Below are 25,836 nucleotides of genomic sequence, written 5' to 3'. Positions count from 1 at the left end.
GCGTGGTCGGACCGCGGGTCAACCGTCCAGTTCACGCAACAGGCAGGGAGGAGCAGATGAGCGCAGGCAGCGGCACGCCGTTCCGCGGCACCGTCGGCAAGACGGTTGCGGAGTCAAAACCCTGGTGGCCGGAGGCGCCGAAGCCGCCCGAGGGTACGCCGAACATCCTGGTCGTGCTGTTCGACGACGTCGGCTTCTCCGATTTCGGCTGCTACGGCTCGACAATCAAGACGCCGACCATCGATCGGCTCGCCGCGGAGGGGCTGCGCTACTCCGGCTTTCACACCACGGCGATGTGCTCGACGACGCGCGCCGCGCTGCTGACAGGACGCAATCATCACTCGGTCGGCGTCGGCTGCCTTGCCAATTTCGATTCCGGCTATCCCGGTTATCGCGGCAAGATCGCGCGCGAGGCAGGGACGCTGGCCGAGATGCTGCGCACCCACGGCTATCGCAACTACATGGTCGGCAAATGGCACGTCACGCCGCTGACCGAAAGCGGCGCCACCGGCCCGTTCGACGGCTGGCCGCTCGGGCGCGGCTTTGATCGCTTCTACGGTTTCCTCGATGCCGAGACCGATCAGTATGCGCCCGAGCTCGTGTCCGACAACACGCATATCGATCCTCCGGGCACTTTCGCCGACGGCTATCACCTGACCGAGGACCTGATCGACCAGGCGATCCGCTTCATCGGCGATCACGTCGCCGACCGGCCGGAGATTCCCTGGCTCACCTGGGTTGCGCTCGGCGCCTGCCATGCGCCGCATCAGGCGCCCGCCGATATCATCAGGAGCTACGACGCGACCTTCGCGCACGGCTGGGACGTCGAACGGGAGCAGCGCCTGGCGCGCCAGAAGGCGATGGGGCTGGTGCCGCAGGACACGCGGATGCCGCCGCGCAATGACGGCGTGAAGGCCTGGGAGGATCATTCCGCGGACGAGCGCCGCGTGTTCACGCGCCTGCAAGCAGCCTTTGCCGGCATGCTCGACCATTCCGACCGGCATCTTGCCCGGCTCGTTGCGTTTCTCGAAACGGCCGGCATCCGCGACAACACTGTCATCATCGTGATGTCCGACAATGGCGCGAGCCAGGAGGGCGGGCCGCTCGGCTTCGTCAACGCGATGGGGCCGTTCAACTTCAAGCCGGAGCCCATCGCCGAAAAGCTGAGCCGCATCGACGACATCGGCGGGCCCGACACCCACAGCAATTTCCCGCATGGCTGGGCGATGGCGTCGAACACGCCGCTGCGGCGCTACAAGCAGAACACCCATGGCGGCGGCATCCGCGATCCCTTCGTCATCAACTGGCCGAACAAGATCGCAAGCAAAGGCGAGCTGCGGCACCAGTTCGTCCACGCCTGCGACCTCACGCCGACGCTGTTGGAATTGATCGGCATCGAGTCGCCCGGCACAATTGCGGGCTGCCCGCAGATGCCGCTCGAAGGCGAGAGCTTTGCGCGCTCGATCACGGACGCGTCTGCGCCTTCAAAAAGCTCGCCGCAATATTTCGAGATGTTCGGCCATCGCGGCCTCTGGCAGGCGGGGTGGAAGGCGGTCGCCTACCATCCGCCCGGCACGCCGTTCGAGAACGACAGATGGGAGCTGTTTCATCTGGACCAGGATTTCTCCGAGACCCATGATCTCGCCACGAAGGAGCCGGAGCGTCTCGGCCGCATGATCGCGACTTGGTGGGAGGAGGCGGAGAAGCACAACGTGCTGCCGCTCGACGACCGTTTCGGGCCGCGCTTTGCGGAGAACGCCTCGCGCTTCCACGGTGCGCGTCACCATTTCGTCTTCCATCATGGAATGGGCCACGTGCCGACCGACGTCGCGCCCGACGTGCGCAGCCGCAGCTACACGATCGAGGCGCATGTCGAGATCGATGAGGCGGGCGCCAACGGTGTGCTGATCGCGCACGGCGATGCGACCTCGGGCTACAGCCTCTACGTCAAGGACGGCCATCTCGTGCACGACCTCAACATCGGCGGCAGTCACCAGGTCGTCCGCTCCGATCGCAAGGTGCGGTCAGGCGCGCGGCGGCTCGGTGTGCACGTCGAACGCCTCCTGCGCAAGGAGCCGCCGGCCAAGGGCTCGCGCACTGGCGTCACCGAATACACGCTGCTGATCGATGGCGAGCCGGCGGGCACGCTCCAGACCCAGCTCGGCTTCCACACGCTGATCTCGTGGTCCGGTCTCGACATCGGCCGCGACCGCGGCAGTCCGGTGTCGCATTACGAGGCGCCGTTCGAGTTCGAGGGCCGGCTGCTGCGCGTCACCGTCACCATGCACAACGACCAGAAGCTCGACGGCAATGCCGTCAGCAACGCGCAGATGGCGCGGCAGTAGCGGAAGAAGCCCGTTACTTGATCTTGTCGTAGGCCGCCGCGAAATCGCCCAGCGGCATCGGGATCGCGATCGTCTCCTTGGCCATGTTCTGGAAGGAGACCTTCAGCTGCTTGCCCGACCGCAAGGCCGCGAGCAGGTCCGCCGCGATCGGCGTCGAGGCGTAGCAGCCGCGATTCTCGCAGGTCTGGATCTGGAGGTCGACGGTCTTGCCCTCGTCGACCTGAAGCTTGGCGCCGATCGGAAGGTTGAGGCCAAGCGGCAATTGCAGCAGCGCCACCGGCGTGCGGGTGTCGGGCGCGATGCGGATGTTGATCAGGACGATGGTCTGGCCGGTCTTGGTCAGCACCGCGTTCTGCTCCATCGCGCATTCGAGCGGCGCATCGCGGCTGACGCTGGTGCAGCGCACGACCCAGCCGGCTTGCTGCGCCGGAGCGCCGTCGGCCTGTGGCTGCGTCGGCGCGGGCGAGGGCTGTGCCGCCGGGGCAGAGGGAGCACCGTTCTTCTTGGCGCCCTGCTGGGCATAGGCGACACCGGTCGACAGCAGGACAGCGGCGGCGAGGGCGACAAGTCTGGATTGCATGGGCATGGCGAGACTGCGTTGGCGTGAACCGGAAGCCTCGCTGTAGCGTCGCGAGAGCCGCGGCGCAAGCTTACTCGGCGGCTTGCTTGACGGTGCCGTGCGCGGACGTCTCGTGGCCTTCGCCGTCATCCGAACGGCCCCAGCCCGAGAACCAGTTGTTGAGCTCGTCGAGATAGAGATAGACCACCGGCGTGGTGAACAGCGTCAGCGCCTGGCTGACGATCAGCCCGCCGACCATGGCGTAGCCGAGCGGCTGGCGGATTTCGGCGCCGGTGCCGTGGCCGAGCATCAGCGGCACGCCGCCGAGCAGCGCCGCCATCGTCGTCATCATGATCGGGCGGAAGCGCAGCAATGCGGCCTGGCGGATCGATTCCGCCGGCGTCTTGTGCTCGTCGCGTTCGGCGGCGATGGCGAAGTCAACCATCATGATGCCGTTCTTCTTCACGATGCCGATCAGGAGAATGATTCCGATCAATGCAATGAGGCTGAAGTCGAAGCCGGCCGCCATCAGGATCAGGAGCGCACCGACGCCGGCCGAGGGCAGGGTGGACAGGATCGTGATCGGGTGGATGTAGCTCTCGTAGAGGATGCCGAGGATCAGATACACCACGACGAGGGCGGCGAGGATCAGCAGCGGCACGGTGCCGAGCGACTGCTGGAACGCCTGCGCGGTGCCCTGGAAGCTCGAATTCAGCGTCGGCGGCGCGCCGAGATCGGCCATCGCCTTCTGCACGGCCTCGGTGGCCTGGCCGAGCGCGACGCCCTGGGCGAGGTTGAAGCTGATCGTGATCGCCGGGAACTGGCCCTGGTGGCTGATCGAGAGCGGACGGACCGGATCGGTGGTCCAGGTCGCGAAGGTCGACAGCGGCACCTGGTCGCCGGTGAGCGGCGATTTCAGATAGAGCTTGTTGAGGCTGTCGAGATTGCCCTGCATCTCCGGCAGGATCTCGAGGATCACCTTGTAGGTGTTGAGCTGGGTGAAATACTGCGTGACCTGCCGCTGTCCGAAGGCGTCATACAGCGTGTCGTCGATCAGCTGCGGCTGGATTCCGTAGCGCGAGGCGGTGTCGCGGTTGATCTTGAGCTGAACCGTGGTGCCCTGCGTCTGCTGGTCGGTCGCGACGTCGCGCAGCTCGGGCAGCGTCGCCATCTTGGCGAGGATCTTCGGCGCCCAGTCGTTGAGCTCGCCGAGATCGGCGTCCTGCAGGGTGAACTCGAACTGCGTGCGGGTCGGCCGGCCGCCGAGCCGGACGTCCTGGGCCGCCTGCATGTAGAGGCGGGCGCCTTCGACCTTGTCGAACTTCGGACGCAGCCGTGCGATGATCTGCTGGGCCGATGCCTCGCGCTGGTCGCGAGGTTTCAGCGTGATGAACATGTTGCCGTTGTTGCCGGCGCGGCCGCTGCCGCCGATGTTCATCGCGATCGTGGCGACGTCGGGGTCTTCCATCACGATCTTGCCGAGCTCGACCTGGCGGCGCTGCATCTCCTTGAACGAGATGTCCTGTGAGGCTTCGGAGGTCGCCGTGATCAGGCCGACGTCCTGTTGCGGGAAGAAGCCCTTCGGGATCAGCACGAACAGGTAGATCGACAGGCCAAGCGTGGCGAAGAAGATCGTGAGCGTGGTGCGGCGCCAGGCCAGAGCATGGTCGAGGATGTATTCGTAGCCCCGCAGCATCCCGTCAAAGGCGCGCTCGCTCCATTGGTAGAACTTGCCGTGGGTTACCTCGCCATGGGCGCGCAGGAAGCGCGAGGCCATCATCGGCGTCAGCGTCAGCGACACGAACATCGAGACGAAGATGGTCATCGCCAGCACGACGGCGAACTCGCGGAACAGGCGCCCGATGATGCCGCCCATCAGCAGCAGCGGGATCAGCACGGCGACCAGCGAGATGCTGATCGAGACGATGGTGAAGCCGATTTCCTTGGAACCCTTGAAGGCGGCCGCCATCGGCGATTCGCCTTCCTCGATGTAGCGGGTGATGTTCTCCAGCATCACGATGGCGTCGTCGACGACGAATCCGACCGCGATCGTGAGTGCCATCAGCGACAGATTGTCGAGTGAATAGCCCACGACCCACATCAGGGCGCACGCGCCCAGCAGCGCCAGCGGAACCGTGATGGTGGGAATGACGGTCGCCCAGAAGCTGCGCAGGAAGATGAAGATGACCATGACCACCAGGGCGATGGTCAGCAGCAGTGTGAACTGGACGTCCTCGACTGCGGCGCGGATGGTCGTGGTGCGGTCGCTGATGAGCTCGATCTTGATCGCGGGCGGAATCGCCGCCACGAGGCGAGGCAAGGTCGCCTTGATCCGGTCCACGGTCTCGATGACATTGGCGCCTGGCTGCTTGAATATCACCAGGAACACGCCGCGCTTGCCGTTGGCCCAGGCCGCCTGCTTGGCATCTTCGGCGCCGCTGACCGCCTGGCCGATGTCGCGGATCCGCAACGGGCCGCCGTTGCGATAGGCGATGATGACGTCGTTCCAGTCCTTGGACTGGGTCAGCTGGTCGTTGGCGTAGATCGTGTAGGCACGCTTGTCGCCGTCGATATTGCCCTTCGGGCTGTCGACCGTGGTGATCGCGATCTGGCTGCGCACGTCCTCCATCGACAGGCCCTTGGCGACAAGTTTCGCGGGGTCGATCTGAATGCGGATGGACGGCTTCTGCTGGCCGCCGATGAACACCTGCGCGACGCCGGCGAGCTGGCTGATCTGCTGGGCGAGCTGGGCGTCGACGGCGTCGCTGACGGTGGTCAGGGGCAGCGTCTCCGAGGTCGCCGACAGCAGCAGGACCGGCGCATCGGCCGGGTTGACCTTGCGGTAGGTCGGCGGCGAGGGAAGATTTTTCGGCAGTTGGCCACTGGCGGCGTTGATCGCACCCTGCACGTCATTGGCAGCGCCGTCGATATTGCGGTTGAGGTCGAACTGGATGGTGATCGACGCGGTGCCCAGATAGCTCGTCGAGGTCATCTGGGCGATGCCGGGGATCTGGGCGAACTGGCGTTCCAGCGGCTGGGCCACCGACGAGGCCATGGTCTCGGGGCTGCCGCCCGGCAGGTTGGCGGTGATCTGGATGGTCGGGAAGTCGACCTGCGGCAGCGGCGCGACCGGGAGCAGGGGATAGGCGACGAGACCGACAAAGAGGATGCCGGCCATCAGCAGCGAGGTGCCGATGGGATAACGGATGAAAGGTGCCGAAATCCCGCCCTCGGTCATTCCTGTCGTACCTTGTTCTGGGCCGGGTCCGAACTCGCCACCGCCGTCGAGACGAGGCTTCCGGGCTGTACCTTGAATTGACCGCCCGTGATCACCTGCTGCCCGGGCGTGAGGCCTTCGTCGACGACCGAACGTCCGTCGATCGCGTAGCTGACCTTGATCTTGTGGACTTCGGCCTTGTTGTCCCGATTGACGGTATAGGCGTAGAGACCGTTGGTCGAATGCTGAACCGCGTCATCCGGGACCACGGTCGCATCCTTCAGCGTCCGCACCAGAAGCCGCGTCGAGACCGACTGTCCCGGCCACAGCGTGTGGTCCTTGTTGTCGAACACCGCCTTGAGCCGGATAGTCCCGCTGGTCGTGTCGACCTGGTTGTTGATGACGGCGAGCTTGCCCTCGGCCAGCGTCTTCTTCCCGTCGGTGGTGAACGCGATCACCTTGAGCGCCCCGGCCTTCTGGCCCTCGTTGATATAGGCGAGCTGGTCTTCCGGCGCCGTGAAGATCACGGAGATCGGCTCGACCTGCGAGATCGTGACGATGCCGGTCTGCGTCGAGGCATTGACGATGTTGCCGACGTCGACCTGGCGCAGGCCGGCGACGCCGGTGATCGGCGCCTTGATCTGGGTGTAGTCGAGCTGGGTCTGGGCATTGGAGATCGCGGCGTCGTCGGCGGCGATCTGGGCGGTGAGCTGGGCGACGGTGGAGCGCTGGGTGTCGACCCGCTGAGCGGTAGCGAATTCGCCGAGCTTCATGGCGCGCTGGAGCTCGAGATTGGCGTTCGCCAGATTCGCCTCGTCCTGCGCCTTCTTGGCTTTGGCCTGGTCGAGCGCGGCTTGATAGGGGCGGGGATCGATCGAGACCAGAAGCTCGCCTTCTTTGGCGATCTGGCCTTCGGCGAAGGCGATCTTGTCGATCTGGCCATCAACCCGGGGCCGGACCTGGACGGTGTTGAAACCCTGAACCGTGCCTAGACCGGTCAGGTAGACCGGGAAGTCGACTTTCTGGACCGGCGCAACGCTCACGGGAACGGCCGGCGCGCGGGGCGGACCCTTTTGTGCCGTCTGGATTTTTCCGGGGTCTGGCGAGCCGAATTTCTGCCAACCATAGTAACCCGCGGAGGCCACGGCCGCGATGATCAGAATCCAGAGGATCGGCCGTGTTGTTTTCATATCGGCTCGTGTCGGCTCTTGTGCCCTCAGCTACGAATTACCGGGCAATCATAGGGTTCCAGGGCGCTTGTATAATACACGCCAAGTTCCAGTGTAAACAGCACTATCGGTTGAGAATCCTAAACAATCGGAAAGCTTTGCACCCGTTAGGCAGCCCTCTGGCGCGCCGGTGTGCAGTGCTGCATTTTCCCGGCGCGAGCGATCAGCGTGCAGAAATTAGGCAATGCTCGCAACCGGTGTGGGCGGGCGCGGCGAGTTGGGTGCAAGGCCGGCACAGCGGCCTGCCAAAAGCGGTTGGACGAGCGCTTTCCGAGAACGGTTCTAAATCGCGCGGGCGGTGTTTCGGTTGTCAGGAAAATTCGCATCGTTCATATCGGCGCGCCACAACGGGAGCGCAGGATGGACGAATTGAACGGCAAGCTGATCGCGTGTCAGATTCTGATCACGGGATTGATCGCCCGCGTCGCCAACGAGCAGCGCGATCCCTTGCGCTTCCTCACCGACTTCCGCGACGAGATCAAGGCGGTGGTGAATGGCGTCAACATCGCCGGCATGGACAGCACCGATCGCGTGCGTGCCGTCGCGCACAAGACTGTCGACGAATTGTTCTCGCTGATGAAGCCGCCGAGCAGTGATTGACGCTGCGAGCGCGATCGCCGATTTCGCGGCTTTTTTCGCGCTCGCTTTAGAACGACTCCAATCTCTCTTTAGAACCGTTTGAAACTATAGATTAGAATCGTTTTGATCTGGACTTATTCAAGCGTTCTCGCGGCCTGCCCGCATTGACCCACTATTTTGCCGTCGATACCAACAGCCCAATCGCTCATCGAAGTGAATGAGCGAACATGAAGATGGGGCGTGTTGTAATGGGGCAGGTGGTCGCACCGAAGTCGTTGCGTTCGGTGGCAGCGTTCAATCCGGTGGATGAGAAGTTCGCGGGCATTTCCGGCAAGAAGGTCTCGGCAGTCGCGAGCCTGATTGCCGCGGCATCGGTGTCGAGCGGCGCAGAGGCGCAGCAGTCGAACCTGCCGCCGGTGACGGTCGATGCTCCGGTCCAGCGTCCGCGCCCGACGGCCTCGAAGCCCACGCCGGATCAGGTCCGCGCGCGCAACGCGCTTCGCCGCGCCGCGCAGCGGCAGCAGGCTGCGCAGCAGGCCGCTCCCGCGGCACCGGCCGGCGAAGCGGACCGGAATCCCTATTCCGATCCGGTCGCGCCCTACAAGGTCGACCACGTCCAGGCCTCCGGCAAGTTTCCCGAGCCGATGTTGAACACGCCGAAGACCATCACGGTGCTCAGCAAGGAAGTGCTCGAGGACAAGAACGCCACGACGCTGAAGGAGATCGGTCGCTCGACCGCCGGCGTGACGCTGGGATCGGGCGAGGGCGGCAATGCGTTCGGCGACCGCTTCTTCATCCGCGGCTTCGACGCGCGCAACGACGTCTTCATCGACGGCATCCGCGATCCCGCGGTCTCCATCCGCGAGAACTTCTTCACCGAGCAGATCGAGATCCTGCGCGGTCCGGCGTCCTCCTATGCCGGCCGCGGCACCGCCGGCGGCGCCATCAACATCGTCACCAAGCAGGCGGGCGACGTCAACTTCAAGCGGATGGATACCGAGTTCGGCACCGACAGGACCAAGCGCGTCACGCTCGACGTCAACCAGGTCGTCGATCCCACGTTCTCGGTGCGCACGGGCGGCCTGTTCCAGGACGCCAACGTCGCGGGCCGCGACTATGTGACCGACAATCGCTGGGGTACCTTCATCTCGACCAGGTACACCCCGACCAACGACATCAAGATCACCACGAACTACGTCCACACCGACCTCAGCGGCTATCCTGATTTCGGCGTGCCTTATTACAAGCAGGGCAACGTGCCGGTGACGTCGGCCGGCATTCCGCGCGGAAACTGGTACGGCTTCCTGAACCGCGACTTCCAGACCGCGCGGCAGGATTTCGGCACCGGCACGATCGAGTACAAGGTCAACGAGGCCATTACGCTGACCAGCAAGGTGCGCGGCGAGCACTCGCTGCTGAACTATATCGGCACGCTGCCGCAGAACCCGAACACGACCAGCCCCAATCCGCTGCTCTGGACCACGACGGCGAGCGCGCAGAGCCGCTACCAGAACGTGGACGTGTGGGCCAACCAGAACGAGGCCACGTTCAAGCTCGACACCGGCGGGGTCAAGCATACCGCAGTGTTCGGCGTCGAATATTCGAACGAGAACATCTCGATCGACCGCTACGCCGGCCTCGCGTCGGAACTGGCCGGGAGCCCCTTCACCAGCAGTGGTGCCGTGACGGGGGTCAATCTCTACTCCCCGCAATACACCAACATTCCCTTCGGCATTCCGGGGCTCGCCGGAAACCCGACGCGCTACGGCGTCAACACCAGCAGCGTCTATGTCATGGACACCGCGAACTGGCAGGACACGATCATCGTCAATGGCGGCGTGCGCTACGATGGCTACAGCCAGAGCTCGTCCACGAACTCGGCCTACCTCAAGCAGAACAACGATCTCGTCAATTACAACGTCGGCCTGGTCTACAAGCCGATGTCGATCGGCAGCGTCTATGCAGCCTACGCGACCTCGGCCAATCCGTTCGGATCGGAGCTCGATGCGACCGCCACCGATTACGGTGGCATTCCGGCAAACACGACTGTTCTGCTTGGGCCCGAGCGCAACAAGGCGGCCGAAATCGGCACCAAGTGGGAACTGGCGGATCGCCATCTCCTGGTGACCGGCGCGCTGTTCCAGACCACGAAGGACAACGCGCGCGAGACCGTCAACGGCCTGCTCACCTCAGGCGCAGCCTACAGAATCCAGGGCATCGACATCGAGGCCGAGGGCAAGATCACGGATCGCTGGAGCATCTTCGGCGGCCTGGTGCTGATGCAATCCAAGGTCACGCAGAGCGGCATCGCCTCCAATCTGGGGCTGCAGCTTGCCAACGTTGCCCACCAGTCGTTCAGCATGCTGACCAAGTACAAGTTCGACGGCGGTTGGGAGATTGGCGGCCAGGCGGTGTACCGCTCCAAGGTCTACGGCGGCACGTTTGCGGCCAACACGGGCAACGAACTGCCGAGTTACTGGCGCTTCGATGCGTTCGTCGAGAAGAAGATCGACCAGAACTGGACCATGAAGTTCTACGCCCAGAACCTCACCGACAAGCTCTACTACGACACGCTCTATCGTAGCGCCGTGCCGTTCGTCGCGGTCGCACCGGGCAGGGCGTTCTATCTCGTGACAACGGCGAAGTTCTGATCATGTTGACGTGCCTGCCTGGCGTTCTCAGCAAGGATGATGTGGCGGATTTCCGCCGCATCATGGACGCCAGCCAATGGGAGGACGGCCGCTCCACCGCAGGGTCGCAGTCGGCCATGGTCAAGCGCAACGAGCAATTGCCGCCGGACAGCGAGGTCGCGCGCAAGCTCGGCAACCGCATCATCTCGGCGCTGACGTCGAACCCGCGCTTCATCGCGGCGGCGATCCCGCTTCAGATCTTCCCGCCGCTGTTCAACCGCTATGCGGCGACCAGCGGCCATCATTTCGGCCTGCATGTCGACAATGCGATCCGCGGCGACCGCCTGACCGGCCTTCGCATCCGCACAGACCTGTCGGTTACACTGTTCCTCGCCGAGCCGGACGAGTACGACGGTGGCGAACTTGTGATCGAGGACACCTACGGCTCGCACGAAGTCAAGTTGCCAGCCGGCGACTGCGTGCTCTATCCCTCGACCAGCCTGCATCTCGTGACGCCGGTGACCCGGGGAGCGCGGGTTGCATCTTTCTTCTGGCTTCAGAGCATGATACGGGACGATCAAGCCCGGAGCATGATCTTTGACCTCGACACCGCGATACAGGCGCTGGTGGAACGGCTCGGGCGTGACGATCCCGAAACGGTCAAATTGACGGGTATCTATCACAACCTCATTCGCTACTGGGCCGAAGTATGAAGATCATGTCCTTCCAAGCAAGCCTTGCCGCAGCTTTGATGCTGGCGGCCGCCTGGCTCGCATCGCCTGTTTCTGCCCAGACACAAACCCCGCCTGCGGCCCCGGCACCGTCCATGGCCCGGCCGGCTCCGGCCAGCCCGGCCCCCGCGGCACAAGCGACAACCGCGCCTGCCGCCCCGGCGCCTGCGGCCTCGACGGCGACCGCTCCCGCGGCACCGACGGCGTCCCCCGCAGCGACGGCCCCGGCGACTGCGAAGCCCGATACGGCATCCGCTGCCGCGCCGGCCATGAAGGAATTGTCGCCCTGGGTGATGTTCATGTCGGCGGACGTCATCGTGAAGGCGGTGATGATCGGGCTCGCCTTCGCTTCGATCGTGACCTGGACCGTGCTCATCGCCAAGTCGATCGAGCTGTCGGTCGCGTCCGGCAGGCTTCGTTCGGCACTGAGGAAGATCTCGGAGGCACGCTCGCTCGCCGAGGCGCAGATGGCGCTCGGCACCAAGGAGGGCATCCTGCCGTCCTTCCTGGCGGCGGCGCTGCGCGAGGCGCGGATGTCGGCCGGCCTGTCCAGCGATGCCGGCATCAAGGAGCGCGCAGCCTCGAGCTTTTCCGAGATCGTGCGCGCGGAGGCGCGGCGCATCCGCATCGGCATGGGCGTGCTCGCGACCATCGGCTCCACGTCGCCCTTCGTCGGCCTGTTCGGCACGGTCTGGGGCATCATGAACAGCTTCATCGGCATCTCGAAGTCGCAGACCACGAACCTCGCCGTGGTCGCGCCCGGCATCGCCGAGGCGCTGCTCGCCACCGCGATCGGTCTCGTCGCCGCCATTCCCGCGGTCATCATCTACAATCACTTCTCGCGCATGACGAAGGGCTATCTCGAGCTCGTCAGCCGTGCCTCGGGCGCGGCGGCGCGGCTGCTCTCGCGCGATCTCGACCGCAGCCACGGCAACCTGCATTCACGCGCGGCGGAGTGAACCATGGCCGTTTCGCTCGCAGACAACGATGACGACGACGACTTCTCGGAAACGCATGACATCAACGTCACGCCGTTCATCGACGTCATCCTGGTGCTGCTGATCATCTTCATGGTCGCAGCTCCGCTCTCGACGGTCGATCTGCCGATCGATTTGCCGACGTCGAGCTCGACGCCGCAGAAGAAGCCGGACAAGCCGACCTATCTCAGCATCAAGCGCGATCTGGGGCTTGCCATCGGAGAGGATTCCGTCCACCGGGCCGATTTGATTGCGACCCTCGACGGCATGTCCGACATGAGCAAGGACAAATACGTCTTCCTGCGTGCCGATCGCTCCGTGCCCTATGGCGAGTTGATGGGCGTCATGGAGCTGCTGCGCTCCGGCGGTTACACACGGGTGAAACTGGTTACGCTCGAGGGGCCTCCCGCGGCGGCGGGAGCACCTGCGGCGGGCGCTGCACAGCCTTAGAGGTGCGCCAAGGAACTGCTATGCCTGACGTCGAACTCGAACCCAGACCAGCCAGGAGGCTTTGGATTTTGGCGGCGGTCGCGGCGCTCGCGCTCCATTTGGGCGGGGCCGCGCTCGCGCTCGCGAACTTGCGGGCCGACGATGGCGACGAGGGATTGGGCGCTGCGGGAGCGGAGTTCGCGGTCGAGATGACTTCGCCGCCGGTTCAGGAGTCCGACAGGGCGCCCGGGCCTACGGACTCTGAGGAGCAGGAAGAGCGCCCGGCGCTGCCCGAGCAAAAGGCCGAGCTGAAGGAGACCGAGCTTCCCCAGGATCGGCCGCAACAGGCCGAGGATCCCGATCGCCTCGTCAGCGAAAACAAGGCGAAGAAGGAACAGGACGACGATCCGAAGGTGGCCGCCGTCGAAACGCCGGCCATGGAGGCATCGCAGAAGTCGATTGCCATGGACCGGCAAACCTTTGAAGACGCCACGCGCGAGGCCGAGAAGGCCATGGCGCCGGTTCTCGGCATCGGCAAGGACCTCCTGAGGCTGACGGCCGATTGGAACCGCAAGATCAGCGCGCACCTCGCGGCGCACAAGGTCAATCCGGAGGGCAAGGAGCCCAGGAACCAGGTTGCAAAGGTGAGCTTCGCGCTCAATCGACGAGGAAACGTGGTTTCGGTCGACGTCGTGGAGTCGTCCGGAGATGCGGCTTACGATGCCGCTGCGATCTCCATGGTCCACAAGTCAGATCCATTCCCGGTGCCGCCTACCGAGCTGATCGAGGATCGCTTCGAACGCACCGTCGAGATCAAGTTCAAGCCGCCGGACGAGAAGAAAAAGAAGAAGACGGCTCAGCGCCAGTAGAGCCGGATGCCGACATAGACCACGACCAGGCAGGCGAAGATCAGCGCCACTGGAAGGGGCCGTTTCTGGGTTCCAGCGGCCGTGCCAGCCCCGAAGAAGCTGGTCGTCTTCGGCTTCGGTGCCGGACGGCGGAAAGCGGTAACATTGTCCGCCGCCGGCTCTGCCGGGCGGGGGCGGACGTCGGGCGGGGCTCCGGCGCCTCCCATCTCGGCATAGTAGGCCCTGTAGATCGCGCCGATGGTGGCTTCGGTGGCCTCGCCCTCGCTCATCCGCGCCAGCAGGTTCTTGTAGCTCGCAAGGAACTCCTGGGCTTCCGGTGGCAGCGCGGACGAGCCGTTGAGCTTGGCCATCATCTTCCAGGTGGCAAAATCGGCACGGGCTCGGGTGTCGGCGCGTCGCGCGATCAGCATATCGGCAGCTTTGACCAAGTCGGCCTCTGGCCCTTCGGCTTGTGTTCGTTGTATTCGGGTGTCGTTGTTCAACTACGCGTTGCCGGTCAGGAAGAGAACAGCTTGAATCACATAACCGGTCAACGTTCGCAGTATTGCTGAAATAACATCAAGATTTAGACCGAACTGCGAGCCCGCAAGCGGCAGCAGGATCAACAGGCCGATCAGGATCAGCATACCGAACGGCTCGAGCCGGGCCAGCGGCAGGGCGAGCGGCCGCGGCAGCAGCCCGACCGCGACGCGCCCGCCGTCGAGCGGCGGGATCGGCATCATGTTGAACACGGCCAGGATCGCGTTGATCAGGATCGCGTTCTTGAGGTTGTCGACGAACCAATGCGCCGAACTGGCGGGGACCCAGGGCAGGGCGTGGACGGCAAGGGCCGCGGCGAGCGCCAGCAGGATGTTGGTGGCGGGCCCGGCAAGGGCCACCCAGACCATGTCGAGCCTGGGGTTGTTGAGGTTGCGAAAATTCACCGGCACCGGCTTGGCATAGCCGAACAGGAACGACGAATGCGCAAACAGCAGCATGGCCGGCAGGATCAGGGTACCGAACGGGTCGATGTGGCGGAGCGGGTTGAAGCTGACGCGGCCGAGCTGCCAGGCCGTGTTGTCGCCAAGCCGATGCGCGACGAAGGCGTGCGCGGCCTCGTGGAAGGTGATGGCGAGCACGAGCGGCAGCACCCACACCGACAGGTCATAGAAAGAAATGTTCACGGCTCGTCCGTCCCGGTTTGCCTGCGGCCTTGCAGCCGTCCGGCCAAACCGGCGGTACAGCGACGCTTCCCCTGAACATAGGGTGGCCGATTCTGAAATGCCACGCTGCGATTGACCGGCGAGGCCCGCAGCCGCCGCGCCGGAACAAATTCACGCCGGGATCGTCCCCTGATATTGCGTCAGACCGTCGTCGAGCTTCAGCCACGCCAGTTTTTCGGAGACCCAGATGTGCTCGGTCGGTGCAAATGCATTGCGATCGTCGAACGTCGCGAGCGCCACGCCCGCCAGCGTGCCGTTGCGGCGCCAGGCGAACAGCCGCGTGCCGCAGCGCTTGCAGAACACGCGGTCGATATTCTCGGACGACGCATAGCGCTCGGTCTCGCCCTCGATGGTCAGCGCGCGCTGGTCGAATTGCGCGCGGGCGAAATAGGGCGAGCCCATCGCCTTCTGGCACAAGCGGCAATGGCAGATGCGGACGTTGAGCGGCTCGCCCTCCGCCTTGAACCGCACCGCGCCGCACAGACATCCACCTTCCCGGATCATGGCTCAGGCCACCCGCCATTCGCCGACCCGGCGCGCCATGTTCCAGTTGAGATTGTCGAGATCGCCATCCATGTCGGAATTCCTGCGTCTGGTGTTGGTGAAGGCGGCCCAGCAGAAGCCGCCATGGGTGCGCACGGCAATCGTGCTCGTGCCCGGCAGGCTGCCATTGTGCCACCAATTGCCTGACTTGTTGACGCAAAAACCCTTGGCGTAGTCCGGGCTGTAGCTAGGCGCGGTGGTCATGACCTCTATGGTGCGCGGCCGCAGGATGTTCGCCGGCCTCGTGTAGCCGTCCACATGCATCAGGAATTGCACGAGATCCGACGGCGTCGCGATCCAGCCGCCATGGGAATCCAACCGCCGGACATTCATGCCGTAGGGATTTTCGCCGTGACCGTAATAGACGACTTCGCCGGCCTGGCGCTGATCGCGCGTGTTGCCCGCAATCGTCATGTCGGTGACGCTGCAGCGCGCAAGCACGTCGGTGCGGACATGCTCGGCATAGGACTGGCCGGTGAGCTTCTCGATGACGCGGCCCAGCACGCAATAGCCGAAATTAGAATAGGCGTAGCGCTGGCCCGGTGGCCGGTCCAGCGGCCGGTTGGCAAGCGTCCAGGCGATCAGCTCGGCATGATCCATCCGCGGGTGGGTGAACATGGGGTCGCGGTTGTCGTTGCTCCAGCCGCCGGCGGTGTGGGTCAGCAGATGCTCGAGCGTGATCTGGTCGATGCCGTCAGAGTAGGGCGACTGTCCGTAATCGGTGCCGAGCAGCGCGCCCGGGCCGAACACGCGATCCGTCAGCTTGAGGCGGTTCTCCTCGATCAGGCGGAAGATCGTGACCGAGGTGATCATCTTGCTGACGCTGGCGATCCGGAACAGGTGCCGCGGCGTCACGGCCTCGTTCCGCTCGATATCGGCAAGACCGAAGGCGTCCTCATGGACAACAGTGCCGGCATAGCCGATCGCGAAGGACAGCGCCGGCGCGCCGTATTTGTCCATGAAGCTGTGCGCGAGCCGTGCCATGGCGCCGCGCTCGGCCGGCGAGGGCGGGCGGATGCTCGGCGGGTTGGGTGCCAGCTGCGCTGCTATCGTCGATGACAGCAGCGGCAGCGCGCCTGCGCCCGCTGCGAGCTTCATGAAATCCCGACGCCCAAAGTCCCGACGACCAAGCCGCATGGTCCGCCCCTTTCCAGGAGGCGGCCACTGCTTCAGTAGGTCGCCCGTCCGCCGGAAATATCAAACACCGCGCCGGTGGAGAAGGCACAATCTTCGGATGCGAGCCAGCTCACCATCGCGGCGAGCTCTTCCACCAGCACGAAGCGCCCCTTCGGGATTTTCGACAGCATGAAGTCGATATGCTGCTGCGTCATCTGGTCGAAGATCGCGGTCTTCGCGGCCGCCGGCGTCACCGCATTGACCAGGATGTCATGCGCGGCGAGCTCCTTGCCGAGCGATTTCGTCAGCGCGATCAGGCCGGCCTTGGACGCCGAATAGTGCGAGGCGTTGGGATTGCCTTCCTTGCCGGCGATCGAGGCGATGTTCACGATCCGCCCGTATTTCTGCTTGAGCATTTCAGGCACGATCGCCTTGCAGACGATGAAAGGGCCGTCGAGGTTGATGCGCAGCACCTTGCGCCATTCCTCGAGGTCGGTCTCCCAGACCGGCTTGTTGACGCCGGCGATGCCGGCATTGTTGACCAGGATGTCGATCTTGCCGAAGGCGGCCAGCGTCGCATCGCGCGCCTGCTCGACGGCTGCGGTATCGGTGACGTCGACCTTGAAGACCTTGGTCTCGCTGCCGATCTCCTTGGCCGCCTTCTCGGCCAGTGCGGCGTCGAAATCCCAGATCGCGACCTTGGCGCCGGAGGCGGCGAAGCGCTGAACGATGGCGCGGCCAAAGCCCTGCGCGCCGCCGGTGACGACGGCGACGCGGCCGTTGAGATCGATCCTGTTCATCGACAAATCCCTCTATCTATCCCTCATGGTGAGGAGCGCGCACCTGGCGCGCGTCTCGAACCATGAAGCCCGTGGCCCATCCCTCGAGACGGCGCTATCGCGCCTCCTCGGGATGAGGAGTGATCAGAGCATGTAACCGCCGTCGACGACGAGGTCGACGCCGGTGGTGAATGCGCTCTCGTCACTGCCGAGATAGACCGCCATGGACGCGATTTCGTCGGCGGTGCCGAGCCGGCCCATCTTCTGGCGGGAGACGAACATCTCCTTGCCCTGCGGCCCTTGCGCGGCGGCGCGGTCGAGCATCGAGGGCGTCTCGACGGTGCCGGGGCAGATCGAGTTGCAGCGGATGCCCTTGGTGATGAAGTCGAGCGCCACCGCGCGCGTCAGCAGCGACACCGCCGCCTTCGATGAGCTGTAGACGTAGCGGTTGGCCGGCGGCCGCAGCGCGGCGCAGGACGAGATGTTGACGATGCTGCCGCCGCCGCCCGCCAGCATCTCGGGCAGGAACGCCTTGATGGTCCGGTGCATCGACTTGACGTTGAGGTCGAACGAAAAGTCGAAATCCTCTTCCGAACATTCCAGGATGGTGCCGTGGTGCACGAAGCCCGCCGCATTGAGCAGGATGTCGATCTTGCCGACGCGCTTGGCGAAGGCATTGACGTCGGCGGTGTTGCGGACGTCGAGCTTGGCGACCTCGGCGATGCCTTCCTTCGTCAGGCCCGCGATGCCGGCCTCGTTGATGTCGGTGGCGATGACGGTTGCGCCTTCACGCGCGAATGCGATCGCGCATGCGCGCCCGATGCCTGCTGCCGCAGCCGTGATGACGGCGCGCTTTCCCTTGAGGCGGTCTGCCATTTTTTTCTCCTTTGATTTTTTTGTCGTCATTCCGGGGCGCGCCTCTTGGCGCGAACCCGGAATCCATCGGGCCACAGCGTCGGTTGATCAATGGATTCCGGGCTCGCGACTTCGTCGCGCCCCGGAATGACAGTGTCAGTGATTATCCCGCGCCACGCCAAACGCGCCGGCGACGTTCTGGTAGCGGGTGGCGAGCTCCATGCAGGCGCCGGTCGATTGCTGGCCGACGGTGTTGCGGTAGATCTCCTGCCATGGCGTCTGGTTCGGCGGATGCTTGAAGCCGCCATTGGCCTTGAGCTCGGCGTGGCGCTGCTTCAGTTCCTCGTCCGAGATCAGAATGTTGGCGCTGCCCTTGTTGAGGTCGATGCGGACCTTGTCGCCGGTCTTGAGGATCGCGAGGCCGCCATTGGCCGCGGCTTCGGGCGAGGCGTTGAGGATCGAGGGCGAACCCGACGTGCCGGACTGCCGGCCGTCGCCGATGCAGGGCAGGGAGTGGATGCCGCGTTTGATCAGCGCCGCCGGCGGCTGCATGTTCACGACCTCGGCGCCGCCGGGATAGCCGATCGGCCCGGTGCCGCGGATGAACAGCACGCAGCGCTCGTCGATGTCGAGCGAGGCATCGTCGATCCGCGCGTGATAATCCTCCGGACCCTCGAACACGATGGCGCGGCCTTCGAAGGCGTTGAGGTCCTTCGGGTTGCTGAGATAGCGGTCGCGGAATTCCTTGGAGATCACGCTGGTCTTCATGATCGCGGAATCGAACAGATTGCCCTTCAGCACCAGGAAGCCGGCGTCCTTCACCAGCGGCTTGTCGTAGGCCCAGATCACGTCGTTGTCGGGCGTGGGCGCGTCCTTGCAGTTCTCGCCGATACCGCGGCCGTTGACGGTGAGGGCGTCCTCATGGATGCGCTTGTGCTTCATCAATTCGCGCACCACGGCCGGCACGCCGCCGGCGCGGTGGAATTCCTCGCCGAGATAGAAGCCGGCCGGCTGCATGTTGACCAGCAGCGGCACGTCGTGGCCGACCTTCTGCCAGTCGTCGATCGACAGCTCGACGCCGATGTGGCGGGCGAGCGCGTTGATGTGGATCGGCGCGTTGGTCGAGCCGCCGATCGCCGAATTGATCACGATGCAGTTCTCGAACGCCTTGCGGGTCAGGATGTCCGAGGGCTTGAGGTCCTCCCAGACCATCTCGACGATGCGTTTTCCGGTTTCGTAGGAGATCTGGCCGCGCTCGCGATAGGGGGCGGGGATCGCCGCACAGCCCGGCAGCGAGAAGCCGAGCGCTTCGGCAAGGCCGTTCATGGTCGAGGCGGTGCCCATGGTGTTGCAATGGCCGACCGAGGGCGCCGAGGACGCCACGATCTCCATGAACTCTTCATAGTCGATCTCGCCGGCGGCAAGCCGCTCGCGCGACTTCCAGACGATGGTGCCGGAGCCGGTGCGCTCGCCGGCATGCCAGCCGTTCAGCATCGGGCCGCCCGAGAGCACGATCGCGGGCAGGTTCACGGTCGCCGCCGCCATCATGCAGGCCGGCGTGGTCTTGTCGCAGCCGGTGGTCAGCACCACGCCGTCGAGCGGATAGCCGTAGAGGATTTCGACGAGGCCGAGATAGGCAAGGTTACGGTCCAGCGCGGCGGTCGGGCGCTTGCCGGTCTCCTGGATCGGATGGGTCGGGAATTCCATCGCAATGCCGCCGGCCTCACGGATGCCTTCGCGGACGCGGTGGGCGAGCTCGATATGGTGGCGGTTGCAAGGGGAGAGGTCGTTGCCGGTCTGGGCGATGCCGATGATCGGCTTGCCGGACTGCAGCTCGGCGCGGGTGAGGCCGTAGTTCAAATAGCGCTCCATATAGAGCGCCGTCATGCCCGGATTATGCGGGTTGTTGAACCATTCCTGCGAGCGAAGGTGGCGGCGGGCGCCGTTACCGGCCGGCGCATGCCCATTGGTTGGCTTTTTTGTCATTGGGTTCTCCTGCAATGCAAACGCACTGGCGTCGGTTTTGGGGTGTCGGCTTGTGCGATGCCCAGCGGCGCGAGCGATGATCTGCCTTCCCGCTGGCGGGGCGTTTCCTCACAATTCCGATACTAGTCATGGCTGCTTGGTAACGCTACCATTTTGTTCGCCGTGCCCGCACCTGACGCGGTCGGCCTGCTGTCCGAACGCCGCGCCGAAGAGCTTTGCCGCTCGATCACCTTGAAGCCGAGATCGAGCACCGGCTGCTCCGGGCGCCGTCCGTCGATCGCCTCGATAAGCATGGTGGCGGCCGTCCTGCCCATCTCGTAGCGGTTGGTGCGCACGCTGGTGAGGGTGGGGACGGCGGAGGCCATGAATTCGAGGTCGTTGAAGCCGACGATGGCGATCTGCTCGGGGACTGCGATCTCCCGGCGCCGGCATTCGAACAGCACGCCGAGCGCGAGGTCGTCGTTGGCGCAGAACACCGCATCGAGGTCGGGTTCGCGTGCCAGGAGGTCGGTGAAGAGGGCGCCGCCGAGCGTCACGGATGTCGGCGTCGCGGTCGTGACGACGAGCCGTTGCTCGAACAGGGAGGCGTCCTTCATGGCCGAGACATAGCCGTCCAGCCGCCGCTGCACCCGCGGGTCCATGCGCGCACCGACGAATCCGACCTTGCGGTGACCTTGCCCGAACAGGTGGGCAATCGCCGCGCGCGCTGCCTCATAGTGGGAAAAGCCGATCATCATGTCGACCGGATTGGGGCCGATCTCCATGATCTGCACGATCGGGCAGTCGGCCGCCTCCAGCATCGCGCGCGATTCCTCGGTCTGGTCGATGCCGGTGACGATCAGCCCGGCCGGCTTCTGCGCAAGAAACAAGCGCAGCAGCTTCTCTTCCTGGAGGATGCTGTAGCGGGTGTTGGACAGCTGGATCGAGTAACGGCTGCCTTCGGAGGCGTCATAGATGCCGCGCAGCACGTCGGAAAACACGTTGTTGGTCAGTGACGGAATCAAGACACCGATCACCTCGGTGCGTTGCGAGGCGAGCGCGCGTGCCGCCAGGTTCGGCACATAGCCGAGCTCCTTGGCCGCGCTCTCAACCCGCGTCCGCTTGGCGACCGAGAGCGCGTCGGGATTACGGAAGAAGCGGGACGCCGTGATCGGGCTGACGCCGGCAAGCTCGGCGACTTCCGCCAGCCGGATTTTGCCTGACTTGGTGCGTTTTCGACCCATTGCTGCTCTTAACACAGTCATTGTCGCAAACAAAGGAACGTTGACAGCGCTACCAGCAACGACTAACCAAAGACAAATTGCCAAAACCGCACAAACTGCCGACAATGTCGCCTGTTAAGACCGGGCTTCGTTCGGCGAAGTTCAGAAAAAACAAGACGGTCGCGGCGCGAGGCGCCGTGGACTTTCGAGGAGGGAGCTAGATGTCGTCTGTGCAAATCCGCGACGTGCGGAAATCGTTCGGCAATTTTGAAGTCCTGCACGGCGTCTCGATCCCGATCGAGGACGGCCAGTTCGTGGTCCTGGTCGGTCCCTCCGGCTGCGGCAAGTCGACGCTCCTGCGCATGCTCGCAGGCCTCGAGAACATCACCTCCGGCACGATCTCGATCGGCGACCGCGTCGTCAACAATGTCCAGCCCAAGGAGCGGGACATTGCGATGGTGTTCCAGAACTATGCGCTCTATCCGCATATGACCGTCGGCGAGAACATGGGCTTCTCGCTGAAGCTGCGGAACGCGAGCTCCGACGAGATCAACAAGCGCGTCAAGCGCGCCGCCGAGATCCTTGCGCTGTCGCCGCTGCTCGAGCGCTATCCGCGCCAGCTCTCCGGCGGTCAGCGCCAGCGCGTCGCCATGGGCCGCGCCATCGTGCGCGATCCGCAGGTCTTCCTGTTCGACGAGCCCTTGTCGAATCTCGACGCCAAGCTGCGCGTCGCCATGCGCACCGAGATCAAGGAGCTGCACCAGCGGCTCAAGACCACGACCGTTTACGTCACCCACGACCAGATCGAGGCCATGACCATGGCCGACAAGATCGTCGTCATGCATGACGGCATCGTCGAGCAGATGGGCACGCCGCTCGAGCTCTACGACAAGCCCGAAAACCAGTTCGTCGCCGGCTTCATCGGCTCGCCGGCCATGAACTTCCTCAAGGGGCATGTGCGCGTCAACGGCGCTGCGATCTTCGAAGGGCCGAACGGCGTCAAGCTGCCGCTCAGGAACGCGCCGGCGGCGTCCGACGGCCGTCCCGTGGTCTTTGGCGTCCGGCCCGAGCATTTCACCATCGCCGACGACGGCGCGGAGGCCGAGATCGTCGTGGTCGAGCCGACCGGCTCGGAAACCCAGGTGTTCGCAAAGCTCGGCGGCGAGCAGGTCGTCGCCGTCTTCCGCGAGCGTCACCAGTTCAACCCGGGCGACAAGGTCCGGCTGAGGCCCGATCCGTCGGTGGTTCACTTGTTCGACGAGGCGACCGGCAAGCGCCTCAACGCGTAGCCCAAGACGTAAGACAAGAAAAAGCATCACAGGGAGGACGACATGCAAGACTTTACCCGCCGGGCTCTGCTTCAAGGCGGAACGGCTCTGGCTGCCACCGGCGCACTGACCGGGCCGGCACTGTTCGACTTCGCAAGGGCTTGGGCGGCGGACGCGCCGTGGAAGGCGGAGTCCGGCGCCAAGCTGACGGTGATGCGCTGGAAGCGTTTCGTGCCGCAGGAGGACGAAGCATTCAACGCCATGGTCGCGGCGTTCAAGACCGCGACCGGCACCGAGATGAACGTGTTCAGCGAGTCTTTCGAGGACGTGCAGCCGAAGGCCTCCGTTGCGGCCAATACCGGCTCCGGGCTCGATCTCGCCTGGGGCCTGCACACGCTGCCGCAGCTCTTCCCCACCAAAGTGCTCAAGATGAACGACGTCGCCGATTATCTCGGCAAGAAGTATGGCGGCTGGACCGATGCGGCCGCCAAGACCTGCAAGCTCGGCGATGACTGGCTCGGCATCCCCGTGGCGACCAACGGCGGTTACATGACCTACCGCAAGTCGGCGCTCGACAAGGCGGGCTTCAAGGAATTCCCGAAGGATTTCACCGGCTTCCTCGAGATGTGCAAGGCCCTCAAGGCAAACAACACCCCGGCCGGCTTCGCTCTCGGTCACGCGTCGGGCGACGGCAATTCGTGGCTGCACTGGGTGCTGTGGGGGCACGGCGCCTACACGGTCGACCAGAACGACAAGGTCATCATCAATTCGCCGGAGACGGCGAAGGCGCTGGAGTATTGCAAGGCGCTTTACGAGACCTTCATCCCGGGCACGCCGTCATGGAACGATTCCTCCAACAACAAGGCGTACCTGGCTGGCGAACTCTATTGCACGGCCAACGGCATCTCGATCTACGTGGGGGCCAAGACCGATCCGAGCAAGAAGGAGCTGACCGAGGACACCTATCACGCCCTGTGGCCGGTGGGTCCGATCGGCAAGCCGACCGAATTGCAGCTTGCGCTGCCCATCCTCGCATTCAACTTCACCAAATATCCGAACGCAGCGAAGGCCTTCATCGCCTTCATGCTGGAAAAGGAGAACTACGAGAAGTGGTTGAGCGGTGCGCAGGGCTATCTGACGCAGACCTTGAACGCCTATGAGACGGCGCCGGTCTGGACTGCGGATCCCAAGAACGCCGTGTTCGCGCAGGCGTCCAAGCGTACGTTGCCGGCCTCGGGCATCGGCACCGTGGGCGAGAAGGCGGCAACCGCAATCGCCGACTTCATCGTCGTCGACATGTTCGCCAACTATTGCACCGGCACCAAGGATGTGAAGGGCTCAATGGCGGAAGCCGAGCGCCAGTTGAAGCGCATCTATCGTTAGCCGTCGCGGAGTGGGTGGTCTCGCCGGCCACCCACTCATCAACACTCCGATCAGGGATCCGAGCATGGCCGATATCGCAGTTGCTCCCCGCGCCAAGCCGCAGATTCAAGGCGCCTGGGACCAGCTCAAACACAACCGCAACTGGCTCGGCTTCTGGTTCATGGTGCCGGCCATGGCATTCCTGATCTTCTTCCTGGCCTATCCGCTCGGGCTCGGTATCTGGCTGTCCTTCACCGATACCCGCATCGGCCGCGTCGGGCACTTCATCGGCACCGAGAACTACGAATGGCTCTGGGACGATTCCATCTTCTGGCTGTCGGTGTTCAACACGCTGCTCTACACCTTCGTCGCCAGCGCCGTTAAATTCGCGGTCGGGCTCTATCTCGCGCTGCTGCTGAACGAGCACATGCCGTTCAAGGCGCTGCTGCGCGCAGCCGTTCTGATCCCCTTCATCGTGCCCACGGTGCTCTCCGCGCTGGCGTTCTGGTGGATATTCGACTCTCAGTTTTCCATCATCTCATGGTCGTTGCGGCATCTCGGGTTGATCAGCCAGAACATCAATTTCCTCGGGGATACCACCTGGGCAAGGATCTGCGTTATCTTCGCCAATATCTGGCGCGGAGTGCCGTTCGTGGCGATCACGCTGCTCGCCGGCCTGCAAACGGTATCGCCCTCGCTCTATGAAGCCGCGACTCTGGACGGCGCCACGCGCTGGCAGAATTTCCGCTTCATTACCTATCCGCTGCTGACGCCGATCATTGCAGTAGTGATGACTTTCTCGGTGCTGTTCACCTTCACCGACTTCCAGCTGATCTGGGCGATGACGCGCGGCGGCCCGGTCAATGCGACCCACCTGATGGCGACGCTGTCCTATCAGCGCGCGATCATCGCGGGACAGCTCGGCGAGGGCGCCGCGATCTCGAGCGCCATGATTCCGTTCCTGCTCGCCGCGATCATGGTCTCCTGGTTCGGCCTGCAGCGTCGCAAGTGGCAACAGGGAGAAAGCAATGACTGATCTTCCTGCCTCGAAAGTCGATCTCAAGTCCGTGCTATCGGCGCCGACGCGCGCCGATCACAGCGAGGGCATGAGCTATCTCCAGTCCGTGCCGCGACGCATGGTCACGCTCTATCTGCCGCTCACGATCATCGTCGTGGTCCTGCTGTTCCCGTTCTACTGGATGGCGCTGACCTCGGTGAAGCCGGACGAGCAGCTGCTCGATCTCGACAGGTTCAATCCGTTCTGGACCTGGAATCCGACCTTCAAGCACTTCTACAAGCTGCTGTTCGAGAGCTACTATCCGCATTGGCTCTGGAACACGATGTACGTGGCGATCTGCGCCACGGTGCTCTCGATCATCGCATCGGTGTTTGCGGCCTACGCCATCGTGCGGTTGCGTTACAAGGGCGCCAATCTCGTCGGGGGCCTGATCTTCCTTGCCTATCTCGTGCCGCCTTCGATCCTGTTCATTCCGCTCGCCACCGTCGTGTATCAGTACGGCCTTTTCGACTCGCCCCTGGCGCTGATCTTGACCTATCCGACGATCCTGATCCCGTTCTCGACCTGGCTGCTGATGGGCTATTTCAAGACCATCCCGTTCGAGCTCGAGGAATGCGCGCTGATCGACGGAGCGAGCCGCTGGCAGATCCTGATCAAGATCGTCGTGCCGCTCGCAATCCCCGGCCTGATCTCGGCCTTCATCTTCTGCTTCACGCTGTGCTGGAACGAGTTCATCTACGCGCTGACCTTCCTGCAGTCGACCAGCAACAAGACCGTGCCGGTCGCGATCGTCAACGAGTTCGTGGACGGTGACATCTACCGCTGGGGTTCGCTGATGGCGGGGGCCCTGGCCGGCTCGCTGCCGCTCGTCATCCTTTACGCCTTCTTCGTGGAGCATTATGTGTCGGCGATGACCGGCGCCGTGAAGGAATGATCGCGG

The 25,836-nt window shown here is 64.2% G+C and carries 22 protein-coding genes; 11 read left to right on the top strand and 11 right to left on the bottom strand.

Annotation, left to right across the window (positions count from 1 at the left end):
- Positions 1-56 precede the first annotated feature (56 nt).
- The gene (locus A3M7_RS0106315; RefSeq protein WP_027543168.1) at positions 57-2,345 is read left to right on the top strand and encodes an arylsulfatase; all 2,289 of its coding nucleotides are present in this window, start codon (positions 57-59) and stop codon (positions 2,343-2,345) included.
- Between the two features lie 13 nt (positions 2,346-2,358).
- On the opposite strand, the gene A3M7_RS0106310 is transcribed toward A3M7_RS0106315, so the two are convergent.
- The 3 genes from A3M7_RS0106310 to A3M7_RS0106300 all read right to left on the bottom strand — a co-directional run bounded on the left by A3M7_RS0106310 (position 2,359) and on the right by A3M7_RS0106300 (position 7,311).
- Positions 2,359-2,931, bottom strand: a complete 573-nt coding sequence (locus tag A3M7_RS0106310) for an invasion associated locus B family protein (RefSeq protein WP_027543167.1) — start codon at positions 2,929-2,931, stop codon at positions 2,359-2,361.
- A gap of 64 nt (positions 2,932-2,995) precedes the next feature.
- Positions 2,996-6,142 carry a multidrug efflux RND transporter permease subunit gene (locus A3M7_RS0106305; RefSeq protein WP_027543166.1) on the bottom strand — a complete coding sequence of 1,049 codons (3,147 nt, stop codon included), beginning with the start codon at positions 6,140-6,142 and terminating at the stop codon, positions 2,996-2,998.
- Positions 6,139-7,311: an efflux RND transporter periplasmic adaptor subunit gene (locus A3M7_RS0106300; protein WP_027543165.1), complete on the bottom strand. Its 1,173-nt coding sequence runs from the start codon at positions 7,309-7,311 to the stop codon at positions 6,139-6,141. Before A3M7_RS0106300 ends, A3M7_RS0106305 begins: the two co-directional genes overlap by 4 nt.
- 399 nt (positions 7,312-7,710) lie before the next feature.
- Between A3M7_RS0106300 and A3M7_RS0106295 the strand changes: the two genes are divergently transcribed.
- The 6 genes from A3M7_RS0106295 to A3M7_RS0106270 all read left to right on the top strand — a co-directional run bounded on the left by A3M7_RS0106295 (position 7,711) and on the right by A3M7_RS0106270 (position 13,565).
- A complete protein-coding gene (locus A3M7_RS0106295) occupies positions 7,711-7,950 on the top strand; it encodes a hypothetical protein (RefSeq protein WP_027543164.1) in 240 nt (79 codons plus the stop codon).
- A gap of 227 nt (positions 7,951-8,177) precedes the next feature.
- Positions 8,178-10,580 carry a TonB-dependent siderophore receptor gene (locus tag A3M7_RS0106290; RefSeq protein ID WP_027543163.1) on the top strand — a complete coding sequence of 801 codons (2,403 nt, stop codon included), beginning with the start codon at positions 8,178-8,180 and terminating at the stop codon, positions 10,578-10,580.
- A gap of 2 nt (positions 10,581-10,582) precedes the next feature.
- On the top strand, positions 10,583-11,272 hold the full coding sequence (locus tag A3M7_RS0106285; RefSeq protein ID WP_027543162.1) for a Fe2+-dependent dioxygenase: 690 nt from the start codon (positions 10,583-10,585) through the stop codon (positions 11,270-11,272).
- Positions 11,269-12,249, top strand: coding sequence for a tonB-system energizer ExbB (gene exbB, locus A3M7_RS0106280; protein ID WP_027543161.1), 981 nt, complete (start codon positions 11,269-11,271; stop codon positions 12,247-12,249). The genes A3M7_RS0106285 and exbB overlap by 4 nt, the downstream gene beginning before the upstream one ends.
- A gap of 3 nt (positions 12,250-12,252) precedes the next feature.
- Positions 12,253-12,717 carry a TonB system transport protein ExbD gene (exbD, locus tag A3M7_RS0106275; RefSeq protein ID WP_027543160.1) on the top strand — a complete coding sequence of 155 codons (465 nt, stop codon included), beginning with the start codon at positions 12,253-12,255 and terminating at the stop codon, positions 12,715-12,717.
- A gap of 20 nt (positions 12,718-12,737) precedes the next feature.
- On the top strand, positions 12,738-13,565 hold the full coding sequence (locus A3M7_RS0106270; protein WP_027543159.1) for a TonB family protein: 828 nt from the start codon (positions 12,738-12,740) through the stop codon (positions 13,563-13,565).
- Here A3M7_RS0106270 and A3M7_RS0106265 read toward each other — a convergent pair.
- From A3M7_RS0106265 to A3M7_RS0106230, 8 genes are all read right to left on the bottom strand, one after another.
- On the bottom strand, positions 13,553-13,975 hold the full coding sequence (locus A3M7_RS0106265) for a hypothetical protein (protein ID WP_027543158.1): 423 nt from the start codon (positions 13,973-13,975) through the stop codon (positions 13,553-13,555). The two genes, A3M7_RS0106270 and A3M7_RS0106265, sit on opposite strands and share 13 nt — an antisense overlap.
- Positions 13,976-14,047: 72 nt before the next feature.
- Positions 14,048-14,728: a site-2 protease family protein gene (locus A3M7_RS0106260; protein WP_027543157.1), complete on the bottom strand. Its 681-nt coding sequence runs from the start codon at positions 14,726-14,728 to the stop codon at positions 14,048-14,050.
- 150 nt (positions 14,729-14,878) lie between these two features.
- The gene (locus A3M7_RS0106255; RefSeq protein WP_027543156.1) at positions 14,879-15,271 is read right to left on the bottom strand and encodes a GFA family protein; all 393 of its coding nucleotides are present in this window, start codon (positions 15,269-15,271) and stop codon (positions 14,879-14,881) included.
- 3 nt (positions 15,272-15,274) lie between these two features.
- Positions 15,275-16,408, bottom strand: coding sequence for a serine hydrolase (locus A3M7_RS0106250; RefSeq protein WP_245284203.1), 1,134 nt, complete (start codon positions 16,406-16,408; stop codon positions 15,275-15,277).
- A 71-nt stretch (positions 16,409-16,479) separates the two neighbouring features.
- Entirely contained in the window at positions 16,480-17,226 is a 747-nt protein-coding gene (locus A3M7_RS0106245) for an SDR family NAD(P)-dependent oxidoreductase (RefSeq protein ID WP_027543154.1), read from the bottom strand.
- Positions 17,227-17,349: 123 nt separating this feature from the next.
- Complete coding sequence (locus tag A3M7_RS0106240) at positions 17,350-18,081, bottom strand: SDR family oxidoreductase (protein WP_027543153.1); 732 nt, start codon at positions 18,079-18,081, stop codon at positions 17,350-17,352.
- Between the two features lie 135 nt (positions 18,082-18,216).
- On the bottom strand, positions 18,217-20,046 hold the full coding sequence (locus tag A3M7_RS0106235; protein WP_027543152.1) for an IlvD/Edd family dehydratase: 1,830 nt from the start codon (positions 20,044-20,046) through the stop codon (positions 18,217-18,219).
- A gap of 122 nt (positions 20,047-20,168) precedes the next feature.
- Positions 20,169-21,269 carry a LacI family DNA-binding transcriptional regulator gene (locus A3M7_RS0106230; protein WP_027543151.1) on the bottom strand — a complete coding sequence of 367 codons (1,101 nt, stop codon included), beginning with the start codon at positions 21,267-21,269 and terminating at the stop codon, positions 20,169-20,171.
- Positions 21,270-21,469: 200 nt separating this feature from the next.
- Here A3M7_RS0106230 and A3M7_RS0106225 point away from each other — a divergent pair, with 200 nt between their 5' ends.
- The 4 genes from A3M7_RS0106225 to A3M7_RS0106210 all read left to right on the top strand — a co-directional run bounded on the left by A3M7_RS0106225 (position 21,470) and on the right by A3M7_RS0106210 (position 25,830).
- The gene (locus tag A3M7_RS0106225) at positions 21,470-22,537 is read left to right on the top strand and encodes an ABC transporter ATP-binding protein (protein WP_027543150.1); all 1,068 of its coding nucleotides are present in this window, start codon (positions 21,470-21,472) and stop codon (positions 22,535-22,537) included.
- A gap of 42 nt (positions 22,538-22,579) precedes the next feature.
- Complete coding sequence (locus A3M7_RS0106220; RefSeq protein WP_027543149.1) at positions 22,580-23,899, top strand: ABC transporter substrate-binding protein; 1,320 nt, start codon at positions 22,580-22,582, stop codon at positions 23,897-23,899.
- A 64-nt stretch (positions 23,900-23,963) separates the two neighbouring features.
- On the top strand, positions 23,964-24,914 hold the full coding sequence (locus A3M7_RS0106215; RefSeq protein ID WP_027543148.1) for a carbohydrate ABC transporter permease: 951 nt from the start codon (positions 23,964-23,966) through the stop codon (positions 24,912-24,914).
- Complete coding sequence (locus A3M7_RS0106210; protein ID WP_027543147.1) at positions 24,907-25,830, top strand: carbohydrate ABC transporter permease; 924 nt, start codon at positions 24,907-24,909, stop codon at positions 25,828-25,830. The genes A3M7_RS0106215 and A3M7_RS0106210 overlap by 8 nt, the downstream gene beginning before the upstream one ends.
- The last annotated feature ends 6 nt before the right edge of the window (positions 25,831-25,836 follow it).

This window comes from Bradyrhizobium sp. WSM2254 (assembly GCF_000472645.1).
In the GTDB taxonomy this organism is placed as follows: Bacteria; Pseudomonadota; Alphaproteobacteria; order Rhizobiales; family Xanthobacteraceae; genus Bradyrhizobium; species Bradyrhizobium niftali.
This window is presented reverse-complemented; position numbering and strand designations above follow the sequence as displayed.

Coding starts and splice junctions, on each gene's coding strand:
- A3M7_RS0106315 (WP_027543168.1), top strand. CDS start 57: ATGAGCGCAGGCAGCGGCACGCCGTTCCGCGGCACCGTCGGCAAGACG.
- A3M7_RS0106310 (WP_027543167.1), bottom strand. CDS start 2,931: ATGCCCATGCAATCCAGACTTGTCGCCCTCGCCGCCGCTGTCCTGCTG.
- A3M7_RS0106305 (WP_027543166.1), bottom strand. CDS start 6,142: ATGACCGAGGGCGGGATTTCGGCACCTTTCATCCGTTATCCCATCGGC.
- A3M7_RS0106300 (WP_027543165.1), bottom strand. CDS start 7,311: ATGAAAACAACACGGCCGATCCTCTGGATTCTGATCATCGCGGCCGTG.
- A3M7_RS0106295 (WP_027543164.1), top strand. CDS start 7,711: ATGGACGAATTGAACGGCAAGCTGATCGCGTGTCAGATTCTGATCACG.
- A3M7_RS0106290 (WP_027543163.1), top strand. CDS start 8,178: ATGGGGCAGGTGGTCGCACCGAAGTCGTTGCGTTCGGTGGCAGCGTTC.
- A3M7_RS0106285 (WP_027543162.1), top strand. CDS start 10,583: ATGTTGACGTGCCTGCCTGGCGTTCTCAGCAAGGATGATGTGGCGGAT.
- exbB (WP_027543161.1), top strand. CDS start 11,269: ATGAAGATCATGTCCTTCCAAGCAAGCCTTGCCGCAGCTTTGATGCTG.
- exbD (WP_027543160.1), top strand. CDS start 12,253: ATGGCCGTTTCGCTCGCAGACAACGATGACGACGACGACTTCTCGGAA.
- A3M7_RS0106270 (WP_027543159.1), top strand. CDS start 12,738: ATGCCTGACGTCGAACTCGAACCCAGACCAGCCAGGAGGCTTTGGATT.
- A3M7_RS0106265 (WP_027543158.1), bottom strand. CDS start 13,975: ATGCTGATCGCGCGACGCGCCGACACCCGAGCCCGTGCCGATTTTGCC.
- A3M7_RS0106255 (WP_027543156.1), bottom strand. CDS start 15,271: ATGATCCGGGAAGGTGGATGTCTGTGCGGCGCGGTGCGGTTCAAGGCG.
- A3M7_RS0106250 (WP_245284203.1), bottom strand. CDS start 16,408: ATGAAGCTCGCAGCGGGCGCAGGCGCGCTGCCGCTGCTGTCATCGACG.
- A3M7_RS0106245 (WP_027543154.1), bottom strand. CDS start 17,226: ATGAACAGGATCGATCTCAACGGCCGCGTCGCCGTCGTCACCGGCGGC.
- A3M7_RS0106240 (WP_027543153.1), bottom strand. CDS start 18,081: ATGGCAGACCGCCTCAAGGGAAAGCGCGCCGTCATCACGGCTGCGGCA.
- A3M7_RS0106235 (WP_027543152.1), bottom strand. CDS start 20,046: ATGACAAAAAAGCCAACCAATGGGCATGCGCCGGCCGGTAACGGCGCC.
- A3M7_RS0106230 (WP_027543151.1), bottom strand. CDS start 21,269: ATGGGTCGAAAACGCACCAAGTCAGGCAAAATCCGGCTGGCGGAAGTC.
- A3M7_RS0106225 (WP_027543150.1), top strand. CDS start 21,470: ATGTCGTCTGTGCAAATCCGCGACGTGCGGAAATCGTTCGGCAATTTT.
- A3M7_RS0106220 (WP_027543149.1), top strand. CDS start 22,580: ATGCAAGACTTTACCCGCCGGGCTCTGCTTCAAGGCGGAACGGCTCTG.
- A3M7_RS0106215 (WP_027543148.1), top strand. CDS start 23,964: ATGGCCGATATCGCAGTTGCTCCCCGCGCCAAGCCGCAGATTCAAGGC.
- A3M7_RS0106210 (WP_027543147.1), top strand. CDS start 24,907: ATGACTGATCTTCCTGCCTCGAAAGTCGATCTCAAGTCCGTGCTATCG.